Raw genomic sequence first — 25,648 nt, 5'->3', positions numbered from 1 at the left:
CATCCTAGCGGTGGTTTTGAAAGGCAGCTCGAAAACGGCGGAATAGCTCCTAAAGCCGCGTCTCACGATGCCGAATGAAGGGAGCGTCAGAGCCCGCGAGAGAAAAGTCGGTGCCAGATGTACCAGGTAGACCACGAAGTGCCGCAGCAGACGGCGCCGGTGGACGCATCGCCGGACGGTCTCGCCGTGCTCGACCAGATGCTGGTCACGCTCGTCGAGTCGCGTGGTTCCGACCTGCACCTCACGGTCGGCTCGCCCCCGATGATCCGGGTGGACGGCGGCCTGCGCGCGCTGCCCGGCTACGGCAAGCTCAACTCCGCGGACACCGCCCTGCTGGCCCGCGCGGCGGTCAACGCCGACCAGTGGGAGGTCTTCGAGCGCGACAACGAGATGGACTTCGCGCACAGCATCGTCGGCGTCTCCCGCTACCGCGGCAACCTCTATGTGCAGCGCAACTCCTGCGGCGCGGTCTTCCGGGCCATCCCGCACAAGATCAAGCCGCTGGACGAGCTGGGCATGCCCGACTCGGTGGCCCGCTTCGCGCACCTGCCGCGTGGCCTGGTGCTGGTGACCGGCCCGACCGGTTCCGGCAAGACCACCACGCTGGCCTCGGTGCTCGACCTGGCCAACCGCAGCCGGGCCGCGCACATCATCACCATCGAGGACCCGATCGAGTTCCTCCACCCGCACAAGCGCAGCGTGGTCAACCAGCGCGAGGTGGGCACCGACACCGGGACCTTCGCCACCGCGCTCAAGCACGCGCTGCGGCAGGACCCGGACATCATCCTGGTCGGCGAGCTCCGCGACCTGGAGACCACCGCGACGGCGCTGACCGCGGCCGAGACCGGTCACCTGGTGCTGGCCACCCTGCACACGCAGAGCGCCACCCAGACCATCGACCGGGTCATCGACATCTTCCCGCCGCACCAGCAGCTGCAGATCCGCGCCCAGCTGGCGGCGAGCCTCCAGGGCGTGGTCACCCAGGCGCTGGCGCCCAAGGCGGACGGCAAGGGCCGCGTGGTGATCAGCGAGATCCTCACCGCCACGCCGGCCATCCGCAGCCTGATCCGCGAGGGCAAGTCGCACCAGATCCCCTCGTTCATGCAGGCCGGCGGCAGCGACGGCATGTTGGCCTTCGACCAGCACCTCGCCGAGAAGGTCCGGGAGGGACAGGTCACCATGCAGACCGCCCTCGAGATCTGCCACTCGGCCGAGGAGCTCAAACGTCTCATCGGACGGGTGTGATCACGCCGTGGCAGCCATGACGAAAACATTCCACTACAACAGCATCGACGCGACCGGGCGCAAGTCGAAGGGCACCGTCGAGGCGGCCAACGAGTCCGCCGCGATGCACATGCTCAAGCAGCGCGGCGAGGTCCCGCTCGAGCTGACCGCGGTCGGCCAGGGCCTGAACCGCGATCTCAAGATCCCGGGCCTGGGCGGTCGCACCAAGCTCAGGGACCTGGCGGTGTTCGCGCGCCAGTTCGCGACGATGACTTCCTCGGGCATGTCGCTGCTGCGTTCGCTCGCCATCCTCGAGGAGCAGACCTCGGCGCCGGCCTTGAAAAAGGCGGTCGGAGAGGTACGCACGGACGTGGCCGGCGGCGTCTCCCTGTCGTCGTCCATGGCCAAGCACGATCGGCAGTTCCCTCGCCTGATGGTCGCCATGATCCGGGCCGGCGAGGCGGGCGGCATGATCGACCGGGCGCTCGAGCAGATCGCGGACAGCCTGGAGAAGGACACCGCCCTGCGCGGCAAGATCAAGGGCGCGCTGACCTATCCGGCGATCGTGCTGAGCTTCACCTTCGTGCTGATCGCAGCCATGTTGATCTTCATCGTCCCGATCTTCGAGGGGATGTTCAAGAACCTCGGCGGCGAGCTCCCGGCGATCACCCAGTTCCTGGTCGACGCCAGCCACAACATGTGGTGGATCGCGCCGCTGTTCCTGACCATCACCATCGGCGGCACCACGATCTTCCGGCGCCGGCTGCGGCAGAGCGAAGACTTCCGGCTGACCGTCGACAAGGTCAAGCTCAAGCTGCCGGTCTTCGGCACGCTGTTCCGCAAGCTCGCGATGAGCCGCTTCTCGCGCAACCTGGGTCTGCTGTTGAACGTGGGCGTGCCGGTCATGCAGGCGCTCTCCGTGGTCGGTGAGACCACCGGCAACGCGGTGATCTACGCGGCGATGAAGGACGTCCAGGCGGCCGTGCGCGAGGGCCAGCCGATGTCGTCGGCCCTGCGCCGCCACAAGATCTTTCCCGAGATGGTCACGCAGATGATCGAAGTGGGCGAAGAAAGCGGTCAAATCAGTCAGATGCTCGACAAGGTTGCCGATTTCTATGACAGGGAAGTCGACAGCGCCGCCGAGTCCCTGGCCGCATCGATCGAACCGATCATGGTCCTCGTCATGGGAGCCGTGGTCGGCGGAATGGTGATCTGTCTCTACCTACCGATGTTCACCATCTACCAGAACATCCAGAGCAATTAGCGCTCTGGAAGCGACCGGACCTTCGGTCGACGTCGGGCACCCGAGCCCGGAAGGAAGTTGCACGAAGTTCCCCGCCCCACCTGACGCCACACTGGAGGCACCCCCAATGCAGGACACCATCAAGCGACTCCGCGCCAAGAAGGACGAAGAGGGCTTCACCCTCATCGAGCTCCTGGTCGTCGTGGTCATCATCGGCGTGCTCGTCGCGATCGCGGTCCCGGTCTACCTGAACTACCGGGCCGGCGCCGCCGACAAGTCCGCTCAGTCGGACGTGCGCGGCGCGATCAGCGCGGTCGAGCAGTACTACACCGACACCAACAACACCTACCCGGCGGCGACAAGCGGAGACAACGCGACCGGCACCGTGCCGACCATCACGCTCGGATCCTCGACGCAGAAGATCACGCTGTCGGACAAGACCAAGCTGTACTACGCGTACACCGCACTGGCCACCTCGTACAAGATCTGCGCCACGAACGGCGGCGGCAGCGGCAAGTGGTACATCTACGACAGCGCGCTCGGTGGCTCGGTCAAGGCGATGGCTGCCGCGCCGACCTCTGCGGCCACCTGCGTCTGATCCACAACGTTCCTCGGGTGGCGGCGCCAGCCGCGCCGGCACCCGGGGACCGTCCCGACATCCAGCGCTGACGAGAGGAGCCGGCCATGCCGCAGCCAATACTGCTCAGCATCGCCGGCCTTCTCGGTCTCGCCATCGGCTCATTCCTCAACGTGGTCATCCACCGGGTCCCCGACAACCTGTCGCTGGTCACCCCCGGCTCGCACTGCCCGCGGTGCGGCGCGGCGATCCGCAACCGGCACAACGTCCCGGTGCTCGGCTGGCTGCTGCTGCGCGGCAAGTGCGCCGACTGCAAGGCCCCGATCAGCGTCCGGTACCCACTGGTGGAAGCGGCCACCGCGGCGCTGTTCGTCGCGGTGGCGGCCCGGTTCGGCTTCTCCTGGGAACTGCCGGCCTACCTCTACCTCGCCGCCGTCTCGATCGCCCTGGCGGCCATCGACTTCGACAAGATGCGGCTGCCCGACAAGATCGTGAAGCCTTCGTACGCCGTAGCGGTCGCCCTGCTCGTCCCGGCCGCCGCCCTCGGCGGTGACTGGCGCGCGATCGTCCGCGGACTGATCGCCGCGGCGGCGATGTGGATCTTCTTCGAGATCGTCGCGTTCTTCGGCGCGATGGGCGGCGGCGACGTCAAGCTCGCGCCGCTGCTCGGCTTCTATCTCGGCTGGCTCGGCTGGAGCGCGGTCGCGGTCGGCGCGTTCGCGGCGTTCCTGCTCGGCGGGTTGGTCGGCGTCGTGCTGATGGCCACCCGGGTGGCCAAGCTCAAGTCCCGCATCCCGTTCGGCCCCTACATGCTGGCCGGCGCGTTCCTCGCGGTCTTCACCGCGGCGCCCATCGCCGACTGGTACCTGAACCTGCTCTCCACCCCACTCGCATGACCTGAAAGGGAACCGATGGCTGGCGTCACTCCGATCGGGCTGGACATCGGCTCGTCGTCCATCCGCGCGGTCGAGGTGCGCCGCGCGAAGGACGAGCACACCCTGACCAACTTCGGCCAGGTCCCGCTGCCTCCGGGCACCGTGCAGGGCGGCATCATCCAGGACCCGGTGATCGTCACCTCGGCGCTCAAGCAGCTCTGGGCGGCCTGCAAGTTCGACACCAAGAAGGTCATGCTCGGCGTGACCAACCCGCAGCTCGTGGTCCGCGAGATGTCGGTGTCCAACCTGCCCGCCAAGGAGATGCAGAAGTCGCTGCCGTTCCAGGTGCGCGACATGCTCCCGCTCGCGGTCGAGCGTTCGATCCTGGACTTCCACCCGCTCGAGGATCCGGGTGACAGCCCGACGGTCCGCGGGTTGCTCATCGCCATGCCCAAGGACGCGGTGCTGACCGCGGTGCAGGCGGTGGAACGGGCCGGCCTGCACGTGGTCGGCGTCGACCTGGCCTCGTTCGCCCTGCTGCGCGCCGCTTCCCGGCTGGACGCCCAGGTCGAGGCCATTGTGGACATCGGTGCGGAAGTGACCAGTGTGGTCGTGCACGCGGACGGCGAGCCGCTGATCGTGCGCACCGTGCCGCGCGGCGGCGCCGAGGTCACCGAGAGCATGGCCACCCGGCTGGGCGTGCCGCTGCCGGAGGCCGAGTCCATCAAGTGCCGCTTCGGGCTGCACGGCGACGCCCAGAACCCGGACATCGCGACCGCGGCGAGCGACGCGATCCGCCCGCTCGTCAACGAGCTCCGCAGCTCCTTCACCTATCTGGCCTCCGGCGAGCGGCAGAAGCAGGTCACCCGCATCTCGCTGTGTGGCGGCAGCGCCCTCATGCCGGGCCTGGCCGAGCACCTGCAGCAACAACTGAAGGTCGCGGTGATGTACGCGGACGGCGCCGGCCGCCTGCGCGACACCCGCAAGGCCCGCCAGCGCGGGTTCGACAGTTTCGTGCCATCGGCCGCCGTGTCGATCGGCCTGACCCTGGGAGCGGCAGCCTGATGGCCACCACCACCCTGATGCCCCTGGACCCGGCGGTGTCCCCACAGCAGGTAACCCGGGTGCTCACGATCACCGCCGACCTGCTGCCCAACGAGATCGTGGCGGCGCGCCGCGCCCGGCGTACCCGTGGTTGGGTCCTCGCCGTTGTCGGCCTCGTCGTCCTCGGCCTCGGCGGCTGGTATCTGGTCGCCGCGGACGGGACCAGCGACGCCAACGCGGAACTCGACAGGGTCACCACGCAGCAGGCTCAGCTGCAGCGGCAGCAAGCCGGCTTCGCCGAGGTGGTGGACGTGCAGGCCGAGACCAAGACGATCTCGAGCCAACTGACCACCCTGCTGGCGACGGACCTGCAGTGGGCCGAACTGATCGACACGCTGCGGAACACCGGCACCGCGGCCGACGCCGACGTCGAGGGCATCTCGGCCACGCTGACCTTGGACCAGGGGAGCGCCGTGGTTTCCGCGCTGCCCAGCACCACCGGCGCCAAGACCATCGGCACGGTCACCGTGACCGGGTCGGCGCCGGACAAGCCCGCGGTCGCGAAGTACGTGGATTCGCTCTCCGCGCTGTCCACGGTCGCCAACCCCTATGTGACCAGTGTTTCGCAGAACGAGGACGACACCGTCAAGTTCAGCCTCAGCGTCGACATCACCGACAAGGCGCTGTGCGGACGGTTCACCACGAAGTGCAAGACCACCGGAGGCAATTGATGGGCGCCCGTCACGCTGACCGGCTCTGGATGATCGGCGGCGCCGCCCTGGTCATCGTGCTGGTCGTGATCAGCTGGTTCTTCGTGATCAATCCGAAGTACGCCGAGGCCGACGACCTGCGCAACGAGACGGCGAACACCGAGGTGCAGATCTCCACTCTGCGCGCCCGGATCGCCGACCTGCAGAAGCAGAAGTCGAAGCTGCCGCAGTTCAAGGCGGCGTTGAAGGTGCGGCAGGACGCGCTCCCGTCGGACACCGGCCTGCCGGACTTCCTCCGTCAGCTGCAGACGGTCGGCGACGACCTGGACGTGACGGTCGGCGGGATCAGCGTCAGTGGCGCGTCCCTGGCGACCGGCTTCACCACGGTGTGGCAGCTGCCGATCACCATGACCGCCGAGGGCTCGGCCGAGAATCTCGGCAAGTTCCTGGTCTCGCTGCAGCAGATCCAGCCACGCGCGGTGCTGATCAATTCGGCGACCGTTACCACTCAGACCACGGACGACGCTGCCGATGATTCCGGCGCCGTGACGATCAGCCTCGCGATGCAGGTCTACGTCTCGACGCCGGCCGGCGCGGGCGCGCCGTCGATCACCACCACGACCAAGTAGCGGAGCTGGCCATGCGCAGACGGACGGGACCGGCGGACGCCGGGTTCACGCTGATCGAGGTGCTCTCCGCGCTCGCCGTCGTCGTCGTGGTGGCCACCGCGACGACCACATACTTCGTCCGCTCGATGATCACCGTGAACCTGCAGGGTGCGCGGCAGGCGGCGATCCAGGTCGCCACCGATGCGATGGAGCAGCTGCGCGCCGTGCCCGGCTCGAACGCGCTCGCGTGGATCGCCGCCAACGGCAGCGCCGCGACGCAGAAGCGCAACGGCCTGGAGTACACGCTCACCTGGACCTGCGTCGACGCGGACACTCCGGCCAAGGTCGCCGCCCTGGTGTCCTGCACCGCCACCACTCTGGTGCTGCAGCCCAGCGTCACGGTCACCTTCCAGGGCAACGGCTGCCCGGGCGGCGGCTGCACCTACAGCACGAAGACCCGGGTCAGCACGTTCAGCGTGGACCCGATCTTCTCGGGCACGCTGTGATCGCCCGGCTCGCGCGGCTGGTGCGCCGCGGTCGGGGCGACGCCGGCTTCTCGCTGATGGAGGTGATGGTCGGCGCCGGCGTGATGTCGGTGGTGATGGCCATCGCGACCAGCGGCTTCCTGGTGATGTACCAGACCACCGGCAAGGCGGAGTCGGCCGCGCTGGCACAGACCCAGCTCAGCGCCGCGTTCGGCAAGCTGGACCGGGAGACCCGGTACGCGTACCGGGTCAACGACCCCACGGTGACGGCGGCCGACTTCCTGATCACCTATGTCATCCCGGACGCCACCAACCAGATGATCTGCGTCGAGCTCAGCCTGCCCAGGGCCGGCGGCACGCTGTTCCGCACGCAGTGGAACCGCTCGCCGGGCCAGGGCCAGGGCTACGACCTGTCCACCTCGGCCGTGGCCACCAGCCTGATCTCCGGGGTGACCGCGCAGGACGACCCGACGGTGCTGCTCAACCCCTTCACCCGGCTGGTCTCGGGCGACTCGACGAGCAACTTCGACCGCCTCAAGCTGCAGGTCGACAGCACCGTGGGCCTGGCCGAGAAGGGCTCGATCCGCAACTACAACCTGACCTTCACCGCGCTCAACACCCAGGGCGCCGGGATCGATCTGAGCTGCGCCAAGCCGTGACCGGCGGGGAGGTCGAGGGCGCCATGCAGACGCCCGACGGCAGGTGGCGGGTCGAGATCGTCCGCCGCGGGCGCACCCGCTGGTATCGCATCGTGCACGGCGACGAGGTGCACGACTGGCTGTCGATCAGCTCGGTGGAACGGATCCTGGACGAGGCCGGCGTCGATCGCGAGTCGCTGGTCGACGTCTCCGGCTAACGCTCCGGGATCTGCCAGACCTTGGTCGGCCCGGGTGGCGTCGGGCAGGCCAGATAGGACCCCTCGGCCACGCACCCGAACGGCGCGCCGACGTCCACCCGGCCCTGCACCGTGATCCGGCCCTGCGCGTCCACCGTCTGCACCCAGGTCTGCCCCGGCACGCCGGCGTCCTGATGCAGCAGCAGGTGGTCGCCGATCGGCACCGACTGGCCGAACTTGCGCAGCACCTTGCCGGTCGCCTGGTCCAGCAGGCTCAGCCCGGGCGTCTCCCGCATGTCGCCGGCGAGCAGCAGGCCGTCGCGGTAGGGCTCGGCGAAGGCCTGATCCGTCGCGTGCCAGCGCTGCTCGCCGGTGGCCGGGTCGACCGCGGCGACGCCGAGCTCGGCCGGACCGCCGGGACCGGACGCGCTGGTCACGCACCACGTCACGCCGCAGTCGGAGGCCAGGCCCATCGGCGTCTCGGCGCGCTCCCAGAGCTTCGCGAACGGGGTCAGCGAATACGCCTCCATCGTCGTCTTGCCGGCCGCGCGGCGGCGCAGCACCAGACGGTTGTCCTTGACCGTGCTCATCAGCACGCCGTCGGCGATCGGATCGAAGGCCGGGCGCAACGGCCCGCCGAGCGAGCCGCGGGTCAGCTCGCGGCCGGAGGCGAAGTCGAAGACCACCACCGTGCCGTCGCTGCCCACCGCGACCACCCGCGCCGGGACCCCGCCGTGCGGCGCGTCGGTGCCGAAATAAACCCGGGCGTCGACCGGCTCGAGCCACCGGGTGTCGCCGGTGCGCGGCTCGACCACCCGCACCAGGGTGCGGCCGGGGAAGTCGGCGGTGAACAGTACACCCCGCGGACCCAGGGTGACCGCCGACGTGTTCACCGCGGTGCTCGTCCACAGCACCTTGCCGGTCGCGGTGTCGAGGAAGCTGATGCCCCAGTCGTTGCGTGCCATCAGCACGCCGGCCTCGTCGTTGACGACCAGATTCTGCACGCCCTGCGGCAGCGCGACGGCCCACTTCTCGCGGCCGGTGCTCAGATCCCAGCGGCGCACGGCGGACTCGGAGTTCGGGTTGTTCTGCCCGTAGTGAGCGGTGTAGATCGCGTCGGCGCCCAGCTCGAACGCGGCCGCCGCGGTGCCGCCCGCGATCAGCACCTCGCGCAGCCCCGGAGGCGGTGGCGCGGCGCCGGCCAGCCCGGCCAGGATCACCGCCACCAGGGCGATGAGCAGCACGGATCGGGGCACCACGGGACCCGGCCCGCGCGCGCCGCCCTCGGCCTCGGCGCGGATCGGCCGCGCGTCCAGATCGATCACAGGTACGCCCACCACGACATCATCATGCGCCGGTACAACTCGTACGGGTAGGTGACCGTTCGTCCATCACGGTGAGTAGGCTGCCGGTATGTCATATGCGGTTCCGCCGACCCGAACGGCGGCCGTCGTCCGGCAGCTGCGTAACGAGATCGTCACCGGCGAGCTGCCGCCCGGCACCCTGATCAAGGATGCCGAGCTGGCCGCCCGCCTCGGCGTCAGCATCACGCCGGTGCGCGAGGCGATCGCCCAGCTCTCCGTCGAGGGCCTGATCGACATCGCGCCCAACCGGACCCGGCACGTCACCAAGGTGACGCAGAAGAACGCCCTCGAGCTCATCGACGTGATGGGCGTGCTGGCCTGCGCCGGCTTCGAGTGGGGCGTGGACAACCTGACCGAGACGCACCTGGATCTGTTGCGCCAGCGGCAGAAGGAGTTCGTCGAGGCACTCGGGGCGGGCAACGTGCTGGCCGCCGGGGCGGCCGGCGCCGACTTCAGCACCACGGTGATCCTGGCCAGCGGCAACCGCGAACTGCAGTCGATGGTCGACCTGGTGGTCGCCCGCACGATGCGGATCCTCGCGATGTCGGCCGATAGCAACCTGTGGAGCACGTGGATCACCGGGCATCAGGACATCATCGATCTGCTGGAGAAGGGCGACCGCGACGGCGCCCTGGCCCGCTACAAACAGATCTATGTGGAATACCGCGCCCGGGTCGAGCAGGAGCTCTTCGAGTAGCTACGTCGCCAGCTCGGCGATCAGCGCCGGCGCGGTGTCCATCGCGGACCGGCGCAGGGCGTAACGCGTGATGCCCCACCGGCGCTCGTGCTCGCGGATCGCATCGGCGATCTCCGCGATGGTGCCGACCAGCACATAGGGCGTCTGCCGCAGCTCGTCCACGGTGAGCCCGGTGTCATCGGCCATCTCCTTGAGGGCGGTGGCCGGATCGTCGGTCACCTCGAAGACCTGCGCCAGCGCCTCCAGCGTGCGCCCGTGCAGCCGCCCGACCTGCTCGTCGATGTCGTCCAGGCGCCACCGCACGTCGTGCCGGTGCCCGTCCGGCAGCGTCCTGCCGAGCCCGGAGAGCCCGATGATGTCCGCGCTCTCGGCGGCCCAGCTCAGCAGCCGCGAGTTGCCGCCGCCGAAGAGCATCGGCACCCGTTCCTGCACCGGACGGGGTTTCTCCAGCTTGGCCCCGGTCATCCGCAGCTCGGGAGTGTCCACAGTGACCTCCTCGCCGTCCAGCAGCCGGCGGGTCGCCTCGGCCACCGCGATGCACCGGTCGACCCGGCCGCGGACGTCCGGCCGGGTCAGGCCGACCGCCGCCCACTCGGCCGGCGTGTGCCCGGCGCCGATGCCGAACACCGCGCGGCCGCCGGAGACCACGTCCAGGGTGGCGATGTCGGCGGCGAGCAGCATCGGCTCGCGCACGCCGGCGTTCGACACATATGACCCCAGCTTGATCGTGCTGGTCACCGCGGCCGCGGCGGCGAGCGCCACGAACGGCGTCGCGCAGGCGCCGGGATGATCCGGGGTGGTCATCGTGTCGAAGCCGATCTCCTCGGCGCGACGGGCGGTGGCGAGCCATTCGGTGGCGTCCTGCGGGACGACTTGCAGCGCGAAGGAGGTCATGTCGGCCCACCCTGCCCCCTGATCGCCGGGGCCGGAAGTCGGTTTCGCGGCGGGCGTAGCACCCGCCATCCGGCGGGGACTTTCCGCCACCTGGCGCTCGCGTCGCCCCGGCCGCCGACGACGAGCTGCGGCGCCGCGTTCCAGATCGAGGAGCGCAGCGTGCCCGTCCGGGACGGCGATCCGGACATCTCGCTGCTCGTCCGCACGCCCACCCGGATCACCGGGACGCTCGGGGCGGTCTGTCACACGCACGGCGGCGGCATGATCATCGGTGACAACCGCACCGGCATCCTGGACATGCTCGACTGGGCCGAGGAGTTCGGGCTGGTGGTGGTCTCGGTGGAATACCGGCTGGCGCCCGAGACCCCGCACCCCGGGCCGGTCTACTGCCACTTGAAGAAGCGCGCCGCTCCCCAGCCGAAGACCGCCAAGTAGCCGACCGCCACCAGCACCGAGAGCAGGCTGGGCCAGTGTCCCGTCGTGGCGGCCTGCAGCGCCGACTGCCCGGCGCCGAGCGGGGTGAGGTCACCGATGCGCCGCAGGATCTCCGGCATCACCTCGCGCGGCGCCCACAGCCCGGCGAGAAACATCAGCGGGAAGAACAGCGCCGCACCGATGCCCGACGCCGCCTTCGAACTCGGCGCCACGGCGGCCACGAAGATGCCGATCGCGAGCACCGCGGCCGCACTGAGCAGGAACGAGATCACGAACAGAAAGAAATGCCTGGGGTACGCGACGCCGAACGCGTACCGGGCCACACTCAGCACCAGTCCCGCCGACAGGATCGCGGTCGTCAGCATCACCGCGACCTGCGCACCGAGCAGCGCGACCGGCCGTGCGGGTGTGGTCGCCAGCCGCCGCAGCACGCCCTTCTCGCGATGGGTGGCGAGGGTCTGCGGCATGCTCTGGAACGCCAGCATGGCCAGCACCATCAACAGCACGATCGGCACGTAGAGGTCGACCACCCGCAGTCCGCCCAGGGCCGGGTCGGGCTCCCGGAACGCCGGGACGCTGCCCAGAATGACGATCAGCAGGGTCGGGAAGGCGAGACCGAAGAACGCGGTCACCGGCTCGCGCAGGGACAGCCGCCACTCGGACAGCGCCAGCTTCAGGAAGATTCGCACGACGGGTCTCCTCAGTTCTCGGGCTGGTTGCCGGTCAGGCGGACGAATGCGTCGTCCAGGCTGGCCTGCTCGACGCGCAGGTCGGCGGCGATGATCTGGTGGGAGGCGAGGACGCTGGTCACCGCGTGCAGCACGTTGCCGGTGCCGATCACCTCGACCGCGGGCCCGTGCCGGCGCACCTCGCTGACCTCCGGCAGATCGGTGAGCAGGTGGTCGGCCAGCTCCTTGGACGGCCGGAAGCGGATCCGCTGATCGGTGGACACCTTCGAGACCAGCCCGGCGGGCGTGTCGAGCGCGACCACCCGGCCGTGGTCGATCACCGCGATGCGGTCGCAGAGCCGCTCGGCCTCCTCCATGAAGTGGGTGACCAGCACGACCGTGACCCCCCGGTCCCGGATCGACTCGATCAGGTCCCAGGTGTCGCGGCGCGCCTGCGGGTCGAGGCCGGTGGTCAGCTCGTCGAGGATCGCCACCTCCGGGCGGCCGACCAGGGCCAGCGCGATCGACAGCCGCTGCTTCTGACCGCCGGAGAGCTTGGCGAACGGGGTGCGCAGCTTCTCCTCGAGGCCGAGATCCCGGGCCAGCTCGCGCCAGTCGGCAGGGTCGGGGTAGAACGCGCTGAACAGTTCGAGCGCCTCCCCGGCTCGCATCCGCTCGGGCAGCTCGCTCTCCTGCAACTGCACGCCGACCAGCTTGCGCAGCTCCGGGTCCGCGGGCTTGCGGCCGAGCACCTCGATGCGTCCGCCGTCGGCCTCGCGCAGCCCGGCGATCGCCTCCACGGTGGTGCTCTTGCCGGCGCCGTTCGGGCCGAGGATGCCGAAGATCTCGCCGCGGTCGACGGAGAACGACACGTCGGCGGCGGCGACTGTGGTCCCGTACTCCTTGCGGAAGTTTTCCACCTCGATGATTGCCATGCATCGAGAATCGCGGCGGCGCGGGACCGATCCATCAACCAGCGGCAGACACTCGCGATCCACCGATCGGTGGATGGGGATGAGCCGTCTACTGTCGAGCGGTGCTCAACGACCTACTCCCGGCCGGCGTCGTCGCTGCCGAGGCGTTCCACGACGTGCCCGGTGAGGCGCCGTTCCCGGGGGAGGAGCAGGTGATCGCGCGGGCGGTCGAGCAGCGCCGGCGCGAGTTCGTCACCGCCCGCCGGCTGGCCCGCGAGGCGCTGTCGAAGTTGGGCTTCCCGCCGGCGCCGATCCTGCCCGGCGTACGCCGCGCGCCGCAGTGGCCGGCCGGCGTGGTCGGCAGTATCACCCACTGCACGGGCTACCGCGGGGCCGCGGTGGCGCCGGTCAAGGTGCTCGCCGCGGTCGGCATCGACGCCGAGCCGCACGAGCCGCTGCCGGCCGGCGTCTTCACCCAGATCACGCTCGCGCCGGAGCGCGCCCGGCTGGCCGAGATGGCCCGCATGTTCCCGCACACCCACTGGGACCGGCTGCTGTTCACCGCGAAAGAGTCGGTGTTCAAGGCCTGGTATCCGCTGACCGCGCGCGAGCTGGGCTTCGAGGAGGCCACGCTGACCTTCAAGCCGGACGGCTGGTTCACCGCCGAGCTGCTGGCGCCGCATCCGCCGCTGCCGCGGATGGCGGGCCGCTGGCGGGTCACCCGCAACCTGGTGCTGACCGCGGTCGCGATCCCTAGCTCAGACTTCCGCGCAACTTCGTCAAGGCCCGGGTGATCAGGCGGGAGACGTGCATCTGGGAGATGCCCACCTGCTCGGCGATCTCGGTCTGGGTCAGGTTGCCATAGAAGCGCAGGGTCAGGATCTTCTGCTCGCGCTCGTCCAGCAGGGCCAGGGCCGGGCCGAGGGCGACGCGGGCCTCGGCCAGCGCGTACCCCTCGTCCTCGCCGCCGAGGGTCTCGCCCAGCTCGCTGCTGCCGTCGCTGCCGACCGGGGTGGAGAGCGAGGTGGCGTGGTAGGCGCGGGCGCCCTCCAGCCCCTCGAGCACCTCCTCCTCGGTGAGGTCGAGGTGGGTGGCGATGTCCGCGACCGTCGGCGAGCGGCCCAGCGTGTGGGTCAGCGCGCTGTTCGCCGAGGTGATCGCGAGGCGGAGCTCCTGCAGGCGGCGGGGCACGCGGATGGCCCAGGTGCGGTCCCGGAAGTGGCGCTTGATCTCGCCGATGATGGTCGGGATCGCGTAACCCGCGAAGTCGATGCCGTACGCCGGGTCGAACTTGTCGACCGCCTTGATCAGCCCGACCACCGCGGTCTGCAGCAGGTCGTCGTTGGGCTCGCCGCGACCGGCGTAGCGCGCGGCCAGATGACGGGCGAGCGGCACCCAGGCTTCGATCGCCCGGTCGCGCAGCGCGGCACGAGACGGGTGGCCGGGCGGCATCGCGGCCATCGCCTTCAACAGCTCGCCCGCGTTGTCCGCGGTCCGATTGCTGGTCAGCGGGCTGTTCTGCGGCGCGCGTAGCGTCTTGACGGTCATCCAAAAGCCTCCGGCGTCGTTGCGGCTGGACATTATTTGCCCCACCGCAACGAAACCTAATCCCGATCCACTCCTAAACCTCCGACTCGCCGCAGACATCCACGACGGGGTGGCCCGCACCAGACGCACTGAGATCAGGGCAATATCGATCACACGAGCTCCGGCGAGAGGTGGACTGACGGTGATGCGCCTTCTCGGCGGCCCAGCCGAACGGCTGGTCACGATCCCCTATCGGGCCGCCAGGCAGGGTGGCGGCACCGAGGGCGTGCAGTTGGCCGTCGAACACCTGCGGGTGGACGCGCTGCCCGCCGGTTGCGGCGCGATCATCGCGACCGGTGACCTGCAGGGCATCGCGCCGTCGCCGGTCAGCGGACGCCCCGGCTTGCTGGGCGTCGCCGTGGCCGACTACCTGGGCGTCTGGGCCGACAGCGGACTGCTTCCACCGCCGGACCAGGTCGGCATCCTGCTGGCCGGGGACCTCTACTCGGCTCCCGGAGCCGACGTCCGCGGCGCTTCCGGTCCGGTGTCCGAGGTCTGGCTGGCCTTCGCGGCCGCCGGCTGCCCGATGGTCTTCGGCGTGGCCGGCAACCACGACGAGGTGACCGCCGAGCAGGTCACCTCGCTGTGCACCCTGCTGGATGGCGACCGGCAGCACTTCGGCGGCCTGACCGTGGCCGGCGTCAGCGGCGTCATCGGCGACCCGGCCCGCCCGATGAGAAAGACGGAGAAAGACTTCGTCGCCGCCCTGAAGACGGTGACCACCCCGCCGCCGGACGTCCTGCTGCTGCATGAGGGCCCGACCGGCACCACTGCGGCCCAGCGCGGAAACCCGGTGCTCCGATCCGCGCTGGAACGCGATCCGCCGGCCCTGACAGTCTGCGGCCACGTCCATTGGGAAGCACCCGTTTCCCGGCTGGGCGCCGGCCACCTGATCAATGTCGACGCCCGGGCGATCGTCTTCACGGCGGCCTGACGTCGCTGCTTCCGGGTGGTCGTGGAGCGGCCGGTGATCGGCTCCGGTGGCGCTACGCGGTCTGAGGGACGAGTTTGTGCAGGCGGGGCAGATATGCGAGGGCGCCGCCGGCCGCCCGGGCGACGAGTGTGGCTGCTCGGTCGAGGTCGCCGAGCGCGATGGAGACCAGCGCGGAGCGCGCGGCCGCCCAGCAACGTGGTCGTCCAGTGGCGGTACGACTGGGCAGACGGCCAGGTCCGGGGAGTCGACCTGTACCGGCTACGCGACGGCCTTGTCGCCGAGACGCTCTCCTACGTCAAAGGCTGACCACCGGAGGCCCGGTTAGCGGCCGCACTGGCTTAACCCACCACCAACCACGTCGTGAACGCTGACGCTTGGGTCGCTGTCCTCACGGACCTCCCAGCAGTCCCCGAAGCCTCTCCCGCGCGGGCCCCTCAGCCACATCGTCGACGGCCGCCCGAGCCTCCGCCATCATTGCCGCGGCCTGTGGCCCATCCGGATCAGCCGATCGCTCGGCAACCGCCCAATACTTCAACGTCCGCACCCGCTCGGCCACGACCTTCTCGCCACCGCTGCCGATGAGGTCGACAACCGCGCGCATCTCGACCCGCGCCGCGTCGAGATCACCCTGTTCAAAGAGAAAGTAGGCACGCCCCCGCCGCGCATACATCAGCTGCGTCCGCCCCTCCGCAGAAGCCGTCCGCACCGCATCCTGCCAAACGTCCCCGGCCTCTCCCGGATAGCCGGCTCGCCCGAGCGCATGCCCCAGCGTCCGATATTCCGGACTGGTGACGTGCCGGCGCAGCCCGCCGATCAGAGAAAGCGCCTGCACAGCCAACAACTCCCGCCGCCCGTTGATCGCCCGCCGAAATCGACTTCAACGGCCACGTGCGTAGTGCGCGGTACTTGGAATACGCCTGGCTCGGGCTGCGATCGCGAAAGATCGAAACCCCGCCTTCCGAGCTGGTTGCGGCCACCGACACCATCCGGTCAGACGACTTTGTGGTGCTCTGAACGCCGGCCGAGGGGCGCCGACGCGTTCACCGTGCCCGTTGACGCGCCCGGCCGGCTCCGGCATCGATCGCGACGATCAGGTTCAGGGCGCCGTCAACGGTGATCGTGCAGTCCGGTCCGAAGGCAGCGGATGATTCGCGTTCCTCGAAAACGGCTGGCCCGATGATCGTCGTATCGGGCCGGAGCGCGTAACGGTCGTATATCGCGGTCTCCAGGAGTCCGTGGCCCGGGAACCGCACGGCGCGGCCGCGCTTGCGGGCCTTCGCCTCGGTCGGCTCGGTGGCGAGGGGTACGTCGCGGCTTGGTGTGCTCTGCGCCAGCCGCCAGTTCACGATCTCGATCGCCCCGCCCAGCGGGCGGCCGAACGTCGCTCGGTAGGCTCGGGTGAACGCCTCCTCGATGGCCGGCGCACAACCCTTGTCCAGCGGCCCGTCGGGCAACGGCACCTCGATCTCGAAGCCTTGGCCCAGGTACCGCATGTCTGCGGTCCGGCGGGCACGGACGCCTTCTGGTTCGGCTGACGCAAGGACCGCGGCGGCACGGGCACGCATGTCCTCGTACAGCCGGGTGACCTGGTGCCAGTCGACGTCCGGCAGTGGCGACGGCAGGCTGCGAACTTCGTTGACCATGGGCGCGGCGACGAGAACCCCGTACGCGGACATCACGCCGGCTCGCATCGGCACGATGATGCGCCGGATCTTCAAAGCCTTGGCCAACCCGTACGCGTGCACCGGCCCGGCACCGCCGAATGCGAGAAGCGCGAAATCGGCGGGGTCTCGGCCCTGCTCGGACAAATGCATCCGGGCCGCGGCGGCCATGCTCCCGGTGACGACCTCGACGATGCCGCCCGCCGCGTCCAGTGTGCTCAACCGCAGCGGCTCCGCCAGCCGGGTCCGGACCGCGTGCTCGACCTCGGTCGTCCGGAGGGCCATCTCGCCGCCCAGGAAGGCGCCGGCGTCGAGGTAGCCCAGGAGCAGATCGGCGTCGGTGACAGTGGGATCGGTGCCGCCGCGGCCGTAGGCGACGGGTCCGGGCACGGATCCGGCGCTGCGCGGGCCGACCTTCAGCAGGCCGAGGGCGTCGGGTGCGGCGATGGACCCGCCTCCGGCGCCGATCTCGATCATGTCAACGACCGTCAGCCGTACGGGCAGACCCGAGCCGGGCTTGAACTTGTCCACCCGCCCGGCCTCGAAGTCGTGCCGGACCCGGGGCCGGCCATCCTGGACCACGGCGATCTTCGCGGTGGTGCCGCCCATGTCGAAGGAGAGGACGTAGTGCTCGCCCAGCGAGCGTGCGATCGCAGCGGCGGCGATCGCGCCGGCGGCCGGGCCGGATTCCAGCAGGCGCACCGGGAACGCCTTCGCGTCCTCCACGGTCGTCACGCCACCGCTGGAGAGCATGATGCGGAGCGTCGCCTCGATGCCCATCCTGACCAGGTCGGCACGGAGGTCGTCGAGGTAGCGGGCCATGAGCGGCTGCACGTACGCGTTGAGACATGCGGTGCTCGTGCGCTCGTACTCGCCGATGACCGGTGACACCTCGGACGAGAGGGTCACCGGCAGGTCCGGGTGCGCGCTCGTGACCAGGTGCCGTACGCGCTGTTCGTGGGCCGGGTTGCGGTAGGCGTGCAGCAGGCAGACCGCCAGGGCGTCCACCCCCTGCGCCCGGAACGCGTCCACGGCGCCGGCGACCTCGGAATCGTCCAACTCCTCGATCTCACCGCCGCCCGCATCGATCCGGCCGTGGACGCCCCGGCGGAGGTGGCGGGGCACCAGGGGCGCGGCCGGCCGGGCGTGCAGGTCTGCCGTGTCGAAGCGGGTCTCGCGGGCCATCTCGAGGACGTCGGCAAAGCCCGCCGTCGTCAGCAGGCCCACCGTGGCACCGGTGCGTTCGAGCAGTGTGTTCGTCACCAGTGTGGTGCCGTGGATGATCGTCCCCACTTGGGCCGGGGCGGTCGCGGACTCGGCGAGGAGCCGGGTGATGCCCTCGATGATCGCCTGGTGCGGTGCGTGCGGTGTGGTGGGCAGCTTTCCGGCCTGGGTCAGACCGCGGGCCTCGTCGTACAGGAGCAGGTCGGTGAAGGTGCCGCCGACATCGATGCCGATCCGGGCCGTCTTCCTCATCGCCGGCCCTCCGCGACGTAACCCGCCAGTGCGTCGGCGGCGACCAACTCCGGTTCGCGTTCGCCCGGCGGGCCGTAGCCGCCGCCGCCGGCGAACGAGATCACCACCTGCCCGCCGGGCGGAAGCTGCGTGATGGACTTCAACGGGACTCGTTCGCCCGATTCGAGGACGGCCTGGGCGGTCGCGCCCGGCTCGCCGCCGGCGAGACCGAGAGCCGGGTGACTCTCCCGGTCGCCGAGGAGCACCATCTGAACGGGCCGGCCGGTCGGGTTGTAGACCTCGATGTCCTGACCGAGGCCGCCTCGGCGGCGGCCCGGCCCGCCGGAGCCGGCACGCAGTTCCTTGCGGACGAAGCGCAGCGGTGACGTCACCTCGAGCGCCTCGATGCTGCCCGCCCCGGAGTTCGTCGGGAAGGCCGTGGCGGAAAGCCCGTCCGAGTCCGACGACGCGCCCATGCCGGCATTGGCGAAGAGCATCAAGCTGTACGGCCGGCCCTCGTCGTCCACGCCGGAGAAGCGCACCCGCAGCGCGGGCGCACCGCCGCTGTCGGCGATCACCCTGTCCGGGAGGAGTGGCGCCAGCGCACGGTAGATCAGGCAGGACAGCAGGTGACCGGTGAGGTGCCGGGCGACCACCGGCGCGGGGAACCGTGGGTTGACGATCGTCCCTTCCGGAGCGCTCACCCGGATCGCCTGATAAGAACCCCAGTTGGTGCGGGTCGCCGGATCGAGCAAGATCTTCAACGGGTACATCGAGTACGCGCGCGTGTAATTTAGCGTCGAGTTCGTGGCGAACGGCACCTGCGGCGAACTGCCCGCGTAGTCGATCTGCGCCTCCTCGCCGGAGATGACCACCGCGCATTCGAGGTGGGTGGGGCGTCCCGGGACGCCGTCGGCGTCCAGCGCGGCACGGTAGACACCGTCAGGCAGGGCGGCTATGGCGGCGCGAGTCGCTGTCTCGGACGCGGCGTGGACCTCCGCGGCGAACTGCTCGAAGTCGTCCTCGTCGAAGTCGTCCAGGAACTCCTGCGCGCGGCGGCGGCACACCGCGTGTGCCGCGGCTTGCGCCTCCAGGTCCCCCCACACCTGATCGGCCAGACGGACGTTGGCGAGCAGCATGTCTTTGACACCCTCCTCGACCCGGCCGGCGCGGTAGAGGTGGATCGGTGGAATCAGCAGCCCCTCGGAGAACAGCTCCGTCATGCCGAGCGTCGGCGTGCCGCCGATGTCGGGCACGTGCGCGGCAGTGCCGGCAAAGCCCACCAAGCGGTCCCGATGGAAGATCGGTGTGATCATCGCGATGTCGGGGAGGTGGCCGGTCGCGATCCACGGATCGTTCGTGATGACGGCATCACCGTCGCGCCACTGCTCCGCGGGGAACCGGCTGAGGACGAGACCCGTCAGCGAGCTCATCAACGCGGCGAAGGCGGGGATGCCGGCCCGCGACTCGGCCATCGTCCGACCCGCGCGGTTCATGAGAACGACCGTGTAGTCGTTGGACTCGCGGATGATCGTCGAGAACGCCGTACGGAGCATCGTCACGGCGGCTTCGTCCGTCGCCGCCGCGAGGCGGTCCCATCGCACCTCGAGGCCGATGGGATCGGACGTCGGTCTGGTCACGCTGCTTCCCTTCTCCGGACGTCGGCCGTCACGGGGCATACGAGCCGGGTCACATCGTCTGAGCGGTGGACGATCGTCGTTGCAGAGCATCGAGCCGTACGGCCGCCAGCACGGCGACGACCACGACGATCCCGGCGTCGATCAGCATCGAGCGCCAACCGGCCACGTCGACCATGCCACCGACCAGCGCCGGCCCGAGGAACCCACCGCCCACGAACGCGACGGTGAAGAGACCGGTGTACGCCCCGTGCACATGAACGGAGGGCGCAAGGTTCCAGAGGACGACCATCGAGTTGACCATGAACGCGGAGCCTCCCGCGGCCACCAGGCAGAAGGCCGTGATCGTGCCGGCGAGGGACGGAGCGAGGGTGCCGATCACCGTTCCCGTGGCGAAGAGCACCAGGCCTGCGATGATCACACGCACCCGGCCGAAACGCTCGGCAAGTATCGCCGACGGATAGGCCGCGAGCAGGAAAGCTATCCCGCTCGGCAGGACCAGACCGCCCGCATCGCCGCGCGACAGACCCAGCACCTCCATCCCGTAAGGCGTGGCGAGCGCGCGCACGCCGGCCCACGCGCCGCTGAAGGCGAGAACGGACACCATGATGAGCAACCGGCTGCGGTCGGTGTCGCGCACGATGTCGAGCACGATGTCCCGGACCCGCACCTGCACACGGGGCCCTGGGGAGCCGAACCGCACGCGGTCCTCCTCGACGGCCGCGAGATAGGCCGACGATCGGCTGTCCCGGACCTTCGCGGCCAGCACGGCCACGGCCACCAGCACCAGAATCGACGGAATCGCGAAGGCCAGTCTCGGATGATCGTCGATCAGGAAGATGCTGATCACGGCCGCAACGATCGCAGTCAGGCTCGCGGCGACCCGCAACGCCGCGTTGGCCCTGCTCCGGCGGTCGGGCGGGATGAAGTCGGGGAGCAGTGCCTCGGCGACCGGTTTGAAGGAGTTCGCCACCAGGGAGAAGGCGAAGATGACCGCGATCAGCAGCACCAGCGACGACGCGGCGAAGGGAACGGCCAGGAAGAGCAGCGCCGACACCGGCATGCCGACGACGAGGTAGGGGATGCGCCGTCCCCACGACGTGCGCGTGTTGTCCGACCGGTTGCCCATCCACGGCTGGATGAAGATGCCGAGCAGGTTGTCCATCCCCATGAGCAGACCGACGACCGCGGCGCTACCGATGTGCTCCCGAAGAAGCGGCGGAACCTGCGAGTCGTAGAAGTTCCACGTCGACTCGGCTGCGAAGACCGCCACTGCCACAAAGAACGTGATCTGTCCCGTGCGGGGACTTTGCGTGCCCGGTGGCTTGACCATGCGAACACCCCTCGTCTCCCGCTGGTGAGACGTCACGCTACTTTTGCTACAGCAGGATGGTCAAGAGCCTGTTAACTTGATTCCTGCAGCAAACGCACTCTGCGGTCTGGGGCCATCGCGGCGGCGCGACGGCCCGCTCACTTTCATCACGCCACCGCGAGCAGGAGGAGCAATGAATCGGGATCTCGTCGCCACACGACTCGCGCGCTATGCCACTGGTCTTCCGACGGACGACCTGCCGGAGGAGGTGGTGGCGTGTGTACGGCAACGGATCGTCGACACATTGGCCTGCGCGTTGGGTGCGTACGACGCAGCGCCTGTCAACGCCGCGATCGCGGTTGCCGCTTCGGTTCCCGTCCCCGCATCGACGATCCTCGGCACCCGCCTGCGGACGACCCCCGATCTTGCGGCGTTCGCGAATGGTGTGATGGTGCGTTTCCTTGACTTCAACGACGGCTACATGGCACGTGAGCCGGGGCATCCCAGCGACAACATCCCCGCCTGTCTGGCGTTGGCCGAAGCACACTCACGGCCGGGAGCAGAGCTCATCGCGGCCGTTGTCGTCGCCTACGAGGTGCAGATGCGCCTCCAAGAGGCCGCCAATCTCAACGAGCGCGGCTGGGACCATGTGAACTATGTCAACGTCGCTGTGGCCTCGGCTGCAGCACGCCTGCTGAGGCTCAGTCCGACACAGGCGGAGCATGCGATCAACCTCTCCCTCAGCGGCCACGTCGCGATGCGTCAGGTGCGGTCCGGTGCGCTCTCCGACTGGAAAGGATGTTCGGCCGCCAACGCCGCACGAAACGCTGTATTCGCCGCGCAACTCGCAGCCTGCGGCATGACCGGCCCCGCTCCGATCTTCGAGGGTGACGCGGGCTTCTTCGCGCAGGTCTCCGGTCCCTTCGACCTCGACGTCGAGGCGTTCGGCAACCCTCAGAACCGCGACTTCGCGATCACCAGGTCCTTGACCAAGACGTTTCCCACGAACGGAGAGCTGCACACCGCCGTGTGGGCGTCGATCAGCTTGCGGTCCGGCATCCCGCACATCGACGACATCGAGAGCATCGTGATCGCGACGTCGGAGTTCAACCGCCGCGTCCTCGCGGACGCGGAGAAATGGCGTCCGTCCACACGCGAGACTGCCGACCACAGCCTTCCGTACAACGTCGCACGCGCACTGATCGATGGTGACATCGACCTCAGTACCTACTCCCCCGAGAAGATCGGTGACCCGCGGGCGCTGGCCTTGATGGGCAGGACGAGGGTCGAGGAGGACGCGGACCTGACGGCACTCTTTCCCCGTCATCTCGCCAATCGCGTCACCGTGGTGCTCCGGTCCGGGCAACGCATCACCGAACAGGTCATCACCGGCCCGGGATCGGTGGAATCCCCGATGAGGGACGCCGATTTCGAGCGGAAGTTCCGGCGCATGGCCGAACCGCACATTCCCGGCCGGGCGCAGGACATCGCCTTGAACTTCGTCGCCACCCTCGAGAAGCAGCCTCACTACGGTGAGCTCTTCCGCGCACTGGAGCGACCCCTCTGACCCGCTTCCGGCGACCTCAAACGATCCGATGTTCGATCCCACGATGGAGCGCTTGCATGACCGCCACAGATGGACCGAGACCTGACTTCCGACTACGTCGCCGGATGATCGCCGCTGCGATGGCCACCATCGCGCTCGTCGGCACGCTTGCGACCGCCACCGCGGCGTATTCAAGTACGCCGCAACCGACGGCTGCCACCGTCGTCGCGGGCGCAGCGGGTCCCACGACCGCCACCTGCCCGCCGGAACTGGCCGCGGCCACGTGTTACACCGGCCAGGACGCCAACGGCGCCTATTACACGATGGCCGTCCCGAAGCGCTGGAACCGCGCCCTCGTCGTTTTCGCCCACGGCGGGCCGGAGCTCGCCATCGATCCGGCCTCCACCACCGCGGATCTGAAGGAGTGGGCGGTGATGGTCAACGAGGGCTACGCCTGGGCCGGCTCGTCGTACCGACGCGGCGGCTACGGGGTCAGAGCGGCCGCTGCCGACGTCGAGAACGTTCGCCGTCTGTTCGTCGGCCGCTTCGGCCGGCCCGCCCACACCTACCTCCATGGCCAGTCGTTCGGTGGCAACGTCGCCGCCAAGGTCACCGAGACTTACGGCAAGCAACCCGGTGCGTACGACGGAGTGCTGCTCACCAACGGTCTGCTGGCCGGCGGCTCGCGCGGCTACGACCACCGCGTGGACCTGCGCGTGGTCTACCAGTACTACTGCCAGAACCTGCCCCGCCCGTCGGAGCCGCAGTACCCCTTGTGGCAGGGCCTGCCCGCGGACTCCGATCTGACACCGGAGGACGTCCTCACGCGCGTACAGGAGTGCACCGGCATCGCCTCCAACCCCGCCGAGCGGACCGAGACGCAACAGCGCAACCTCGACGACATTCTCGCCGTCACGCGCATCCCCCAGCGCACGCTGGAGACGAACATGCTGTACGCCTCCTTCTTGTTCCAGGACATCGCGTCGAAGCGGTTGGCCGGCCGCAATCCCTTCAGCAACCGGGGTGTGCGGTACACCGGTTCACACGACGACAAGGCACTCAACGCCGGGGTGGAACGGTTCTCCGCCGACGCCACCGCGCGCCGCGATCTCTCCTACGACAGCGACCTCACCGGCGAGATCTCCCTGCCGGTACTGACGATGCACGCCATCGGCGACCCGTCGGTCTTCGTCGAACACGAGGCGGCCTACCGGGCGACCGTCCGACATGCGGGCCAGAGCAGACTTCTCGTGCAGACGTTCACGACCGAGGCGGAGCACGGTGAGCTGAGCAACGCCGAGTACGCCAACTCCATCTCCGCGCTCGACACGTGGGTGCGCTCCGGCCGCAAGCCGACCCCGCACTCGATCGCAAAGTCGTGCACCGCCTTCGACCGCACCTACGAAAGCGGATGCTTCTACGACCCCTCGTTCAATCCCTCGCCGTTCGCCTCGAAGATCCGGCCCCGGGACGGCAACATCCGCTGGCCCGCGATGACCGCAGCGCAGGAGCGCCGGTGGAGCCGGATCGACGGCGTGGGAATCGCTCCCTGATCGGCCGGAGCAGGGATCCCTTCACAGAGTGGCGGCCGCGCGACACGCGACCGACGATCTGTCTCGGCCCGGGCTTGAGGGAGACATTGATCGCCGTCGATGAGGCGCGCGTTCACGGACCTACCGGTGCCGATCGCCGTTGGACGGAGCGGAAGCGGATTCCTGGGAACTTCACGTGCCGCAACGGCGACTGATGACACGGCGGAAACTTCCCGGCGGTGTGGCGGGAAACGGACGCCGATTGGCTCGCCGGCTGCTTTCCTGTGACCGGCGCGCACGGGGAACTCTGATCCATCGCCGTCGACGTCAGGAGAAAAGCCGTGCAACGCCGAACCCTATTCCGTACAGCCGCGGCAGCCGGCACCGGAACGATCGCCGCGACCACCATGGCTGCGCCGGCCGCGGCCCGGTCCGGAGGCTGGTCGCCGACCCGCCCGTTCCGCGTCCAGATGGTGCTCTTCGACGGCGTGGCCGAACAGGACTTCATCGGCCCGAACGAGGCCTTCACGATCGCCGGCTTCGCCACCGGAGGAGCCGTCGCCGTCCGGTACGTCACCAGCACCGTCCCCCGGACCGTCAGCGCGCTCGGCGGCACCAAGATCGTCGTGCAGAACGGATGGTCACCGCGCGACGCCGATCTGCTCCTCGTACCCGGCGGGGGACCGACCGGACCGGACCAGCCCGGCGTGGCGCACGAGATCAAGCAGGGGCACCTGCCCCGCGCGATCTCGGCGGCCGCCCGCCGTCACCTGGTGATCGGCTCGGTCTGCACAGGCGCCCTGCTCCTGGCGGCCGCAGGCCTCACCAGGGGACGGCCTTGCAACACCCATCACACGGTACGGGACCAGCTCGCGGAGAGCGGCGCGGTGGTGAAGAACGCACGAGTGGTCGACGACGGTGATCTGATCTCGTCCGCCGGCAGCACCTCCGGCATCGACCTCGCCCTGCACGTGCTCGATCGCGAGTTCGGCCCCGACCTCGCTGTCATGATCGCCGAGGTTCTCGAGTTCGAGCCTCGAGGCACCGTGTGGAGCACCCATGGCCGATGAGCCGCACATCGTCGCCGTCCTCGCCTTGGACGGCGTCGTGGGTGGTACCCGGTGTGGCCGCGCGGCGAGCGCCCGGGGCGCCCGTACCGTGTCGATCTGCACCGGCGCCTTTGTCCTCGCCCAGGCCGGGCTGCTCGACGGACGCCGCGCCACCACGCACTGGTGGGCCGCGGCCGACCTCGGCCGGCAACATCCGGCGGTCGAGGTGGACGCGGCATGCCTGTTCACCAAGGACGGCCCCCATTTTCAACGTGTCCTCCGCACCAGCCCGTCCCGCAGCGTCGGCGTGGCGGCGAGAACCGACGCGAGATCTGGAGCCCCGCGCCGTTGCGTCACTGGAC

The 25,648-nt window shown here is 69.5% G+C and carries 26 protein-coding genes and 1 pseudogene; 18 read left to right on the top strand and 9 right to left on the bottom strand.

The window, feature by feature from the left end; genetic code table 11:
* The first annotated feature begins 117 nt into the window (after positions 1–117).
* The 10 genes from ACZ6TI_RS11695 (at position 118) to ACZ6TI_RS11650 (ending at position 7,622) form a co-directional block, all read left to right on the top strand.
* Positions 118–1,245, top strand: coding sequence for a type IV pilus twitching motility protein PilT (locus ACZ6TI_RS11695; protein ID WP_465344937.1), 1,128 nt, complete (start codon positions 118–120; stop codon positions 1,243–1,245).
* A 16-nt stretch (positions 1,246–1,261) separates the two neighbouring features.
* The gene (locus tag ACZ6TI_RS11690; RefSeq protein ID WP_465344936.1) at positions 1,262–2,488 is read left to right on the top strand and encodes a type II secretion system F family protein; all 1,227 of its coding nucleotides are present in this window, start codon (positions 1,262–1,264) and stop codon (positions 2,486–2,488) included.
* A 106-nt stretch (positions 2,489–2,594) separates the two neighbouring features.
* On the top strand, positions 2,595–3,065 hold the full coding sequence (locus ACZ6TI_RS11685; protein WP_465344935.1) for a type II secretion system protein: 471 nt from the start codon (positions 2,595–2,597) through the stop codon (positions 3,063–3,065).
* A gap of 86 nt (positions 3,066–3,151) precedes the next feature.
* Positions 3,152–3,940, top strand: a complete 789-nt coding sequence (locus ACZ6TI_RS11680; protein WP_465344934.1) for a prepilin peptidase — start codon at positions 3,152–3,154, stop codon at positions 3,938–3,940.
* 15 nt (positions 3,941–3,955) lie between these two features.
* Complete coding sequence (gene pilM, locus ACZ6TI_RS11675; RefSeq protein WP_465344933.1) at positions 3,956–4,984, top strand: type IV pilus assembly protein PilM; 1,029 nt, start codon at positions 3,956–3,958, stop codon at positions 4,982–4,984.
* Complete coding sequence (locus ACZ6TI_RS11670; RefSeq protein WP_465344932.1) at positions 4,984–5,694, top strand: hypothetical protein; 711 nt, start codon at positions 4,984–4,986, stop codon at positions 5,692–5,694. Before pilM ends, ACZ6TI_RS11670 begins: the two co-directional genes overlap by 1 nt.
* Positions 5,694–6,302 (top strand): type IV pilus inner membrane component PilO, encoded by a 609-nt coding sequence (locus ACZ6TI_RS11665; protein ID WP_465344931.1) that lies wholly within the window; start codon positions 5,694–5,696, stop codon positions 6,300–6,302. Before ACZ6TI_RS11670 ends, ACZ6TI_RS11665 begins: the two co-directional genes overlap by 1 nt.
* Positions 6,303–6,313: 11 nt before the next feature.
* Positions 6,314–6,787, top strand: coding sequence for a prepilin-type N-terminal cleavage/methylation domain-containing protein (locus ACZ6TI_RS11660; protein WP_465344930.1), 474 nt, complete (start codon positions 6,314–6,316; stop codon positions 6,785–6,787).
* Positions 6,784–7,425 carry a prepilin-type N-terminal cleavage/methylation domain-containing protein gene (locus ACZ6TI_RS11655; RefSeq protein WP_465344929.1) on the top strand — a complete coding sequence of 214 codons (642 nt, stop codon included), beginning with the start codon at positions 6,784–6,786 and terminating at the stop codon, positions 7,423–7,425. Before ACZ6TI_RS11660 ends, ACZ6TI_RS11655 begins: the two co-directional genes overlap by 4 nt.
* Positions 7,422–7,622, top strand: a complete 201-nt coding sequence (locus ACZ6TI_RS11650; protein WP_465344928.1) for a hypothetical protein — start codon at positions 7,422–7,424, stop codon at positions 7,620–7,622. The genes ACZ6TI_RS11655 and ACZ6TI_RS11650 overlap by 4 nt, the downstream gene beginning before the upstream one ends.
* On the opposite strand, the gene ACZ6TI_RS11645 is transcribed toward ACZ6TI_RS11650, so the two are convergent.
* Positions 7,619–8,941: an outer membrane protein assembly factor BamB family protein gene (locus ACZ6TI_RS11645; protein ID WP_465344927.1), complete on the bottom strand. Its 1,323-nt coding sequence runs from the start codon at positions 8,939–8,941 to the stop codon at positions 7,619–7,621. The two genes, ACZ6TI_RS11650 and ACZ6TI_RS11645, sit on opposite strands and share 4 nt — an antisense overlap.
* A gap of 73 nt (positions 8,942–9,014) precedes the next feature.
* On the opposite strand from ACZ6TI_RS11645, the gene ACZ6TI_RS11640 reads away from it, so the two are divergent.
* The gene (locus tag ACZ6TI_RS11640; RefSeq protein WP_465344926.1) at positions 9,015–9,662 is read left to right on the top strand and encodes a GntR family transcriptional regulator; all 648 of its coding nucleotides are present in this window, start codon (positions 9,015–9,017) and stop codon (positions 9,660–9,662) included.
* Here the strand turns inward: ACZ6TI_RS11640 and ACZ6TI_RS11635 are convergent, their stop codons facing one another.
* Positions 9,663–10,556, bottom strand: coding sequence for an LLM class flavin-dependent oxidoreductase (locus tag ACZ6TI_RS11635; protein WP_465344925.1), 894 nt, complete (start codon positions 10,554–10,556; stop codon positions 9,663–9,665).
* Positions 10,557–10,715: 159 nt separating this feature from the next.
* Between ACZ6TI_RS11635 and ACZ6TI_RS11630 the strand changes: the two genes are divergently transcribed.
* Entirely contained in the window at positions 10,716–10,991 is a 276-nt protein-coding gene (locus ACZ6TI_RS11630) for an alpha/beta hydrolase (RefSeq protein WP_465344924.1), read from the top strand.
* Here ACZ6TI_RS11630 and ACZ6TI_RS11625 read toward each other — a convergent pair.
* Positions 10,940–11,680, bottom strand: coding sequence for an ABC transporter permease (locus ACZ6TI_RS11625; protein WP_465344923.1), 741 nt, complete (start codon positions 11,678–11,680; stop codon positions 10,940–10,942). The two genes, ACZ6TI_RS11630 and ACZ6TI_RS11625, sit on opposite strands and share 52 nt — an antisense overlap.
* Positions 11,681–11,691: 11 nt before the next feature.
* A complete protein-coding gene (locus tag ACZ6TI_RS11620) occupies positions 11,692–12,594 on the bottom strand; it encodes an ABC transporter ATP-binding protein (RefSeq protein WP_465344922.1) in 903 nt (300 codons plus the stop codon).
* 101 nt (positions 12,595–12,695) lie between these two features.
* Between ACZ6TI_RS11620 and ACZ6TI_RS11615 the strand changes: the two genes are divergently transcribed.
* The gene (locus ACZ6TI_RS11615) at positions 12,696–13,367 is read left to right on the top strand and encodes a 4'-phosphopantetheinyl transferase family protein (RefSeq protein WP_465344921.1); all 672 of its coding nucleotides are present in this window, start codon (positions 12,696–12,698) and stop codon (positions 13,365–13,367) included.
* Here ACZ6TI_RS11615 and ACZ6TI_RS11610 read toward each other — a convergent pair.
* Positions 13,327–14,121 (bottom strand): SigB/SigF/SigG family RNA polymerase sigma factor, encoded by a 795-nt coding sequence (locus ACZ6TI_RS11610; protein WP_465344920.1) that lies wholly within the window; start codon positions 14,119–14,121, stop codon positions 13,327–13,329. The genes ACZ6TI_RS11615 and ACZ6TI_RS11610 overlap by 41 nt on opposite strands.
* Positions 14,122–14,305: 184 nt before the next feature.
* Between ACZ6TI_RS11610 and ACZ6TI_RS11605 the strand changes: the two genes are divergently transcribed.
* Entirely contained in the window at positions 14,306–15,094 is a 789-nt protein-coding gene (locus ACZ6TI_RS11605; RefSeq protein ID WP_465345002.1) for a metallophosphoesterase family protein, read from the top strand.
* A 388-nt stretch (positions 15,095–15,482) separates the two neighbouring features.
* On the opposite strand, the gene ACZ6TI_RS11600 is transcribed toward ACZ6TI_RS11605, so the two are convergent.
* From ACZ6TI_RS11600 to ACZ6TI_RS11585, 4 genes are all read right to left on the bottom strand, one after another.
* Positions 15,483–15,926 (bottom strand): hypothetical protein, encoded by a 444-nt coding sequence (locus ACZ6TI_RS11600; protein WP_465344919.1) that lies wholly within the window; start codon positions 15,924–15,926, stop codon positions 15,483–15,485.
* A 208-nt stretch (positions 15,927–16,134) separates the two neighbouring features.
* Positions 16,135–18,231: a hydantoinase/oxoprolinase family protein gene (locus tag ACZ6TI_RS11595; protein WP_465344918.1), complete on the bottom strand. Its 2,097-nt coding sequence runs from the start codon at positions 18,229–18,231 to the stop codon at positions 16,135–16,137.
* A complete protein-coding gene (locus ACZ6TI_RS11590; protein WP_465344917.1) occupies positions 18,228–19,850 on the bottom strand; it encodes a hydantoinase B/oxoprolinase family protein in 1,623 nt (540 codons plus the stop codon). The genes ACZ6TI_RS11595 and ACZ6TI_RS11590 overlap by 4 nt, the downstream gene beginning before the upstream one ends.
* 49 nt (positions 19,851–19,899) lie before the next feature.
* On the bottom strand, positions 19,900–21,120 hold the full coding sequence (locus ACZ6TI_RS11585; RefSeq protein ID WP_465344916.1) for an MFS transporter: 1,221 nt from the start codon (positions 21,118–21,120) through the stop codon (positions 19,900–19,902).
* 232 nt (positions 21,121–21,352) lie between these two features.
* Here ACZ6TI_RS11585 and ACZ6TI_RS11580 point away from each other — a divergent pair, with 232 nt between their 5' ends.
* From ACZ6TI_RS11580 to ACZ6TI_RS11565, 4 genes and pseudogenes are all read left to right on the top strand, one after another.
* Positions 21,353–22,726: an MmgE/PrpD family protein gene (locus ACZ6TI_RS11580; protein WP_465344915.1), complete on the top strand. Its 1,374-nt coding sequence runs from the start codon at positions 21,353–21,355 to the stop codon at positions 22,724–22,726.
* Positions 22,727–22,830: 104 nt separating this feature from the next.
* On the top strand, positions 22,831–24,258 hold the full coding sequence (locus ACZ6TI_RS11575; protein WP_465344914.1) for a DUF6351 family protein: 1,428 nt from the start codon (positions 22,831–22,833) through the stop codon (positions 24,256–24,258).
* A 320-nt stretch (positions 24,259–24,578) separates the two neighbouring features.
* Positions 24,579–25,307 (top strand): DJ-1/PfpI family protein, encoded by a 729-nt coding sequence (locus ACZ6TI_RS11570; protein ID WP_465344913.1) that lies wholly within the window; start codon positions 24,579–24,581, stop codon positions 25,305–25,307.
* A gap of 58 nt (positions 25,308–25,365) precedes the next feature.
* Positions 25,366–25,480 (top strand): annotated as a pseudogene (locus ACZ6TI_RS11565) (DJ-1/PfpI family protein); the annotation flags it as partial.
* Positions 25,481–25,648 lie beyond the last annotated feature (168 nt).

This window comes from Actinoplanes sp. NPDC051388 (assembly GCF_055586225.1).
The sequence above is the reverse complement of the archived record's forward strand: the minus strand, read 5'-3'. Positions and strand labels throughout refer to the sequence as shown.

Bases quoted from the DNA above. Each gene is read 5' to 3' on its own strand.
- ACZ6TI_RS11695 (WP_465344937.1), top strand. From the start codon at position 118: ATGTACCAGGTAGACCACGAAGTGCCGCAGCAGACGGCGCCGGTGGAC.
- ACZ6TI_RS11690 (WP_465344936.1), top strand. From the start codon at position 1,262: ATGACGAAAACATTCCACTACAACAGCATCGACGCGACCGGGCGCAAG.
- ACZ6TI_RS11685 (WP_465344935.1), top strand. From the start codon at position 2,595: ATGCAGGACACCATCAAGCGACTCCGCGCCAAGAAGGACGAAGAGGGC.
- ACZ6TI_RS11680 (WP_465344934.1), top strand. From the start codon at position 3,152: ATGCCGCAGCCAATACTGCTCAGCATCGCCGGCCTTCTCGGTCTCGCC.
- pilM (WP_465344933.1), top strand. From the start codon at position 3,956: ATGGCTGGCGTCACTCCGATCGGGCTGGACATCGGCTCGTCGTCCATC.
- ACZ6TI_RS11670 (WP_465344932.1), top strand. From the start codon at position 4,984: ATGGCCACCACCACCCTGATGCCCCTGGACCCGGCGGTGTCCCCACAG.
- ACZ6TI_RS11665 (WP_465344931.1), top strand. From the start codon at position 5,694: ATGGGCGCCCGTCACGCTGACCGGCTCTGGATGATCGGCGGCGCCGCC.
- ACZ6TI_RS11660 (WP_465344930.1), top strand. From the start codon at position 6,314: ATGCGCAGACGGACGGGACCGGCGGACGCCGGGTTCACGCTGATCGAG.
- ACZ6TI_RS11640 (WP_465344926.1), top strand. From the start codon at position 9,015: ATGTCATATGCGGTTCCGCCGACCCGAACGGCGGCCGTCGTCCGGCAG.
- ACZ6TI_RS11635 (WP_465344925.1), bottom strand. From the start codon at position 10,556: ATGACCTCCTTCGCGCTGCAAGTCGTCCCGCAGGACGCCACCGAATGG.
- ACZ6TI_RS11620 (WP_465344922.1), bottom strand. From the start codon at position 12,594: ATGGCAATCATCGAGGTGGAAAACTTCCGCAAGGAGTACGGGACCACA.
- ACZ6TI_RS11610 (WP_465344920.1), bottom strand. From the start codon at position 14,121: ATGACCGTCAAGACGCTACGCGCGCCGCAGAACAGCCCGCTGACCAGC.
- ACZ6TI_RS11605 (WP_465345002.1), top strand. From the start codon at position 14,306: ATGCGCCTTCTCGGCGGCCCAGCCGAACGGCTGGTCACGATCCCCTAT.
- ACZ6TI_RS11595 (WP_465344918.1), bottom strand. From the start codon at position 18,231: ATGAGGAAGACGGCCCGGATCGGCATCGATGTCGGCGGCACCTTCACC.
- ACZ6TI_RS11580 (WP_465344915.1), top strand. From the start codon at position 21,353: ATGAATCGGGATCTCGTCGCCACACGACTCGCGCGCTATGCCACTGGT.
- ACZ6TI_RS11575 (WP_465344914.1), top strand. From the start codon at position 22,831: ATGATCGCCGCTGCGATGGCCACCATCGCGCTCGTCGGCACGCTTGCG.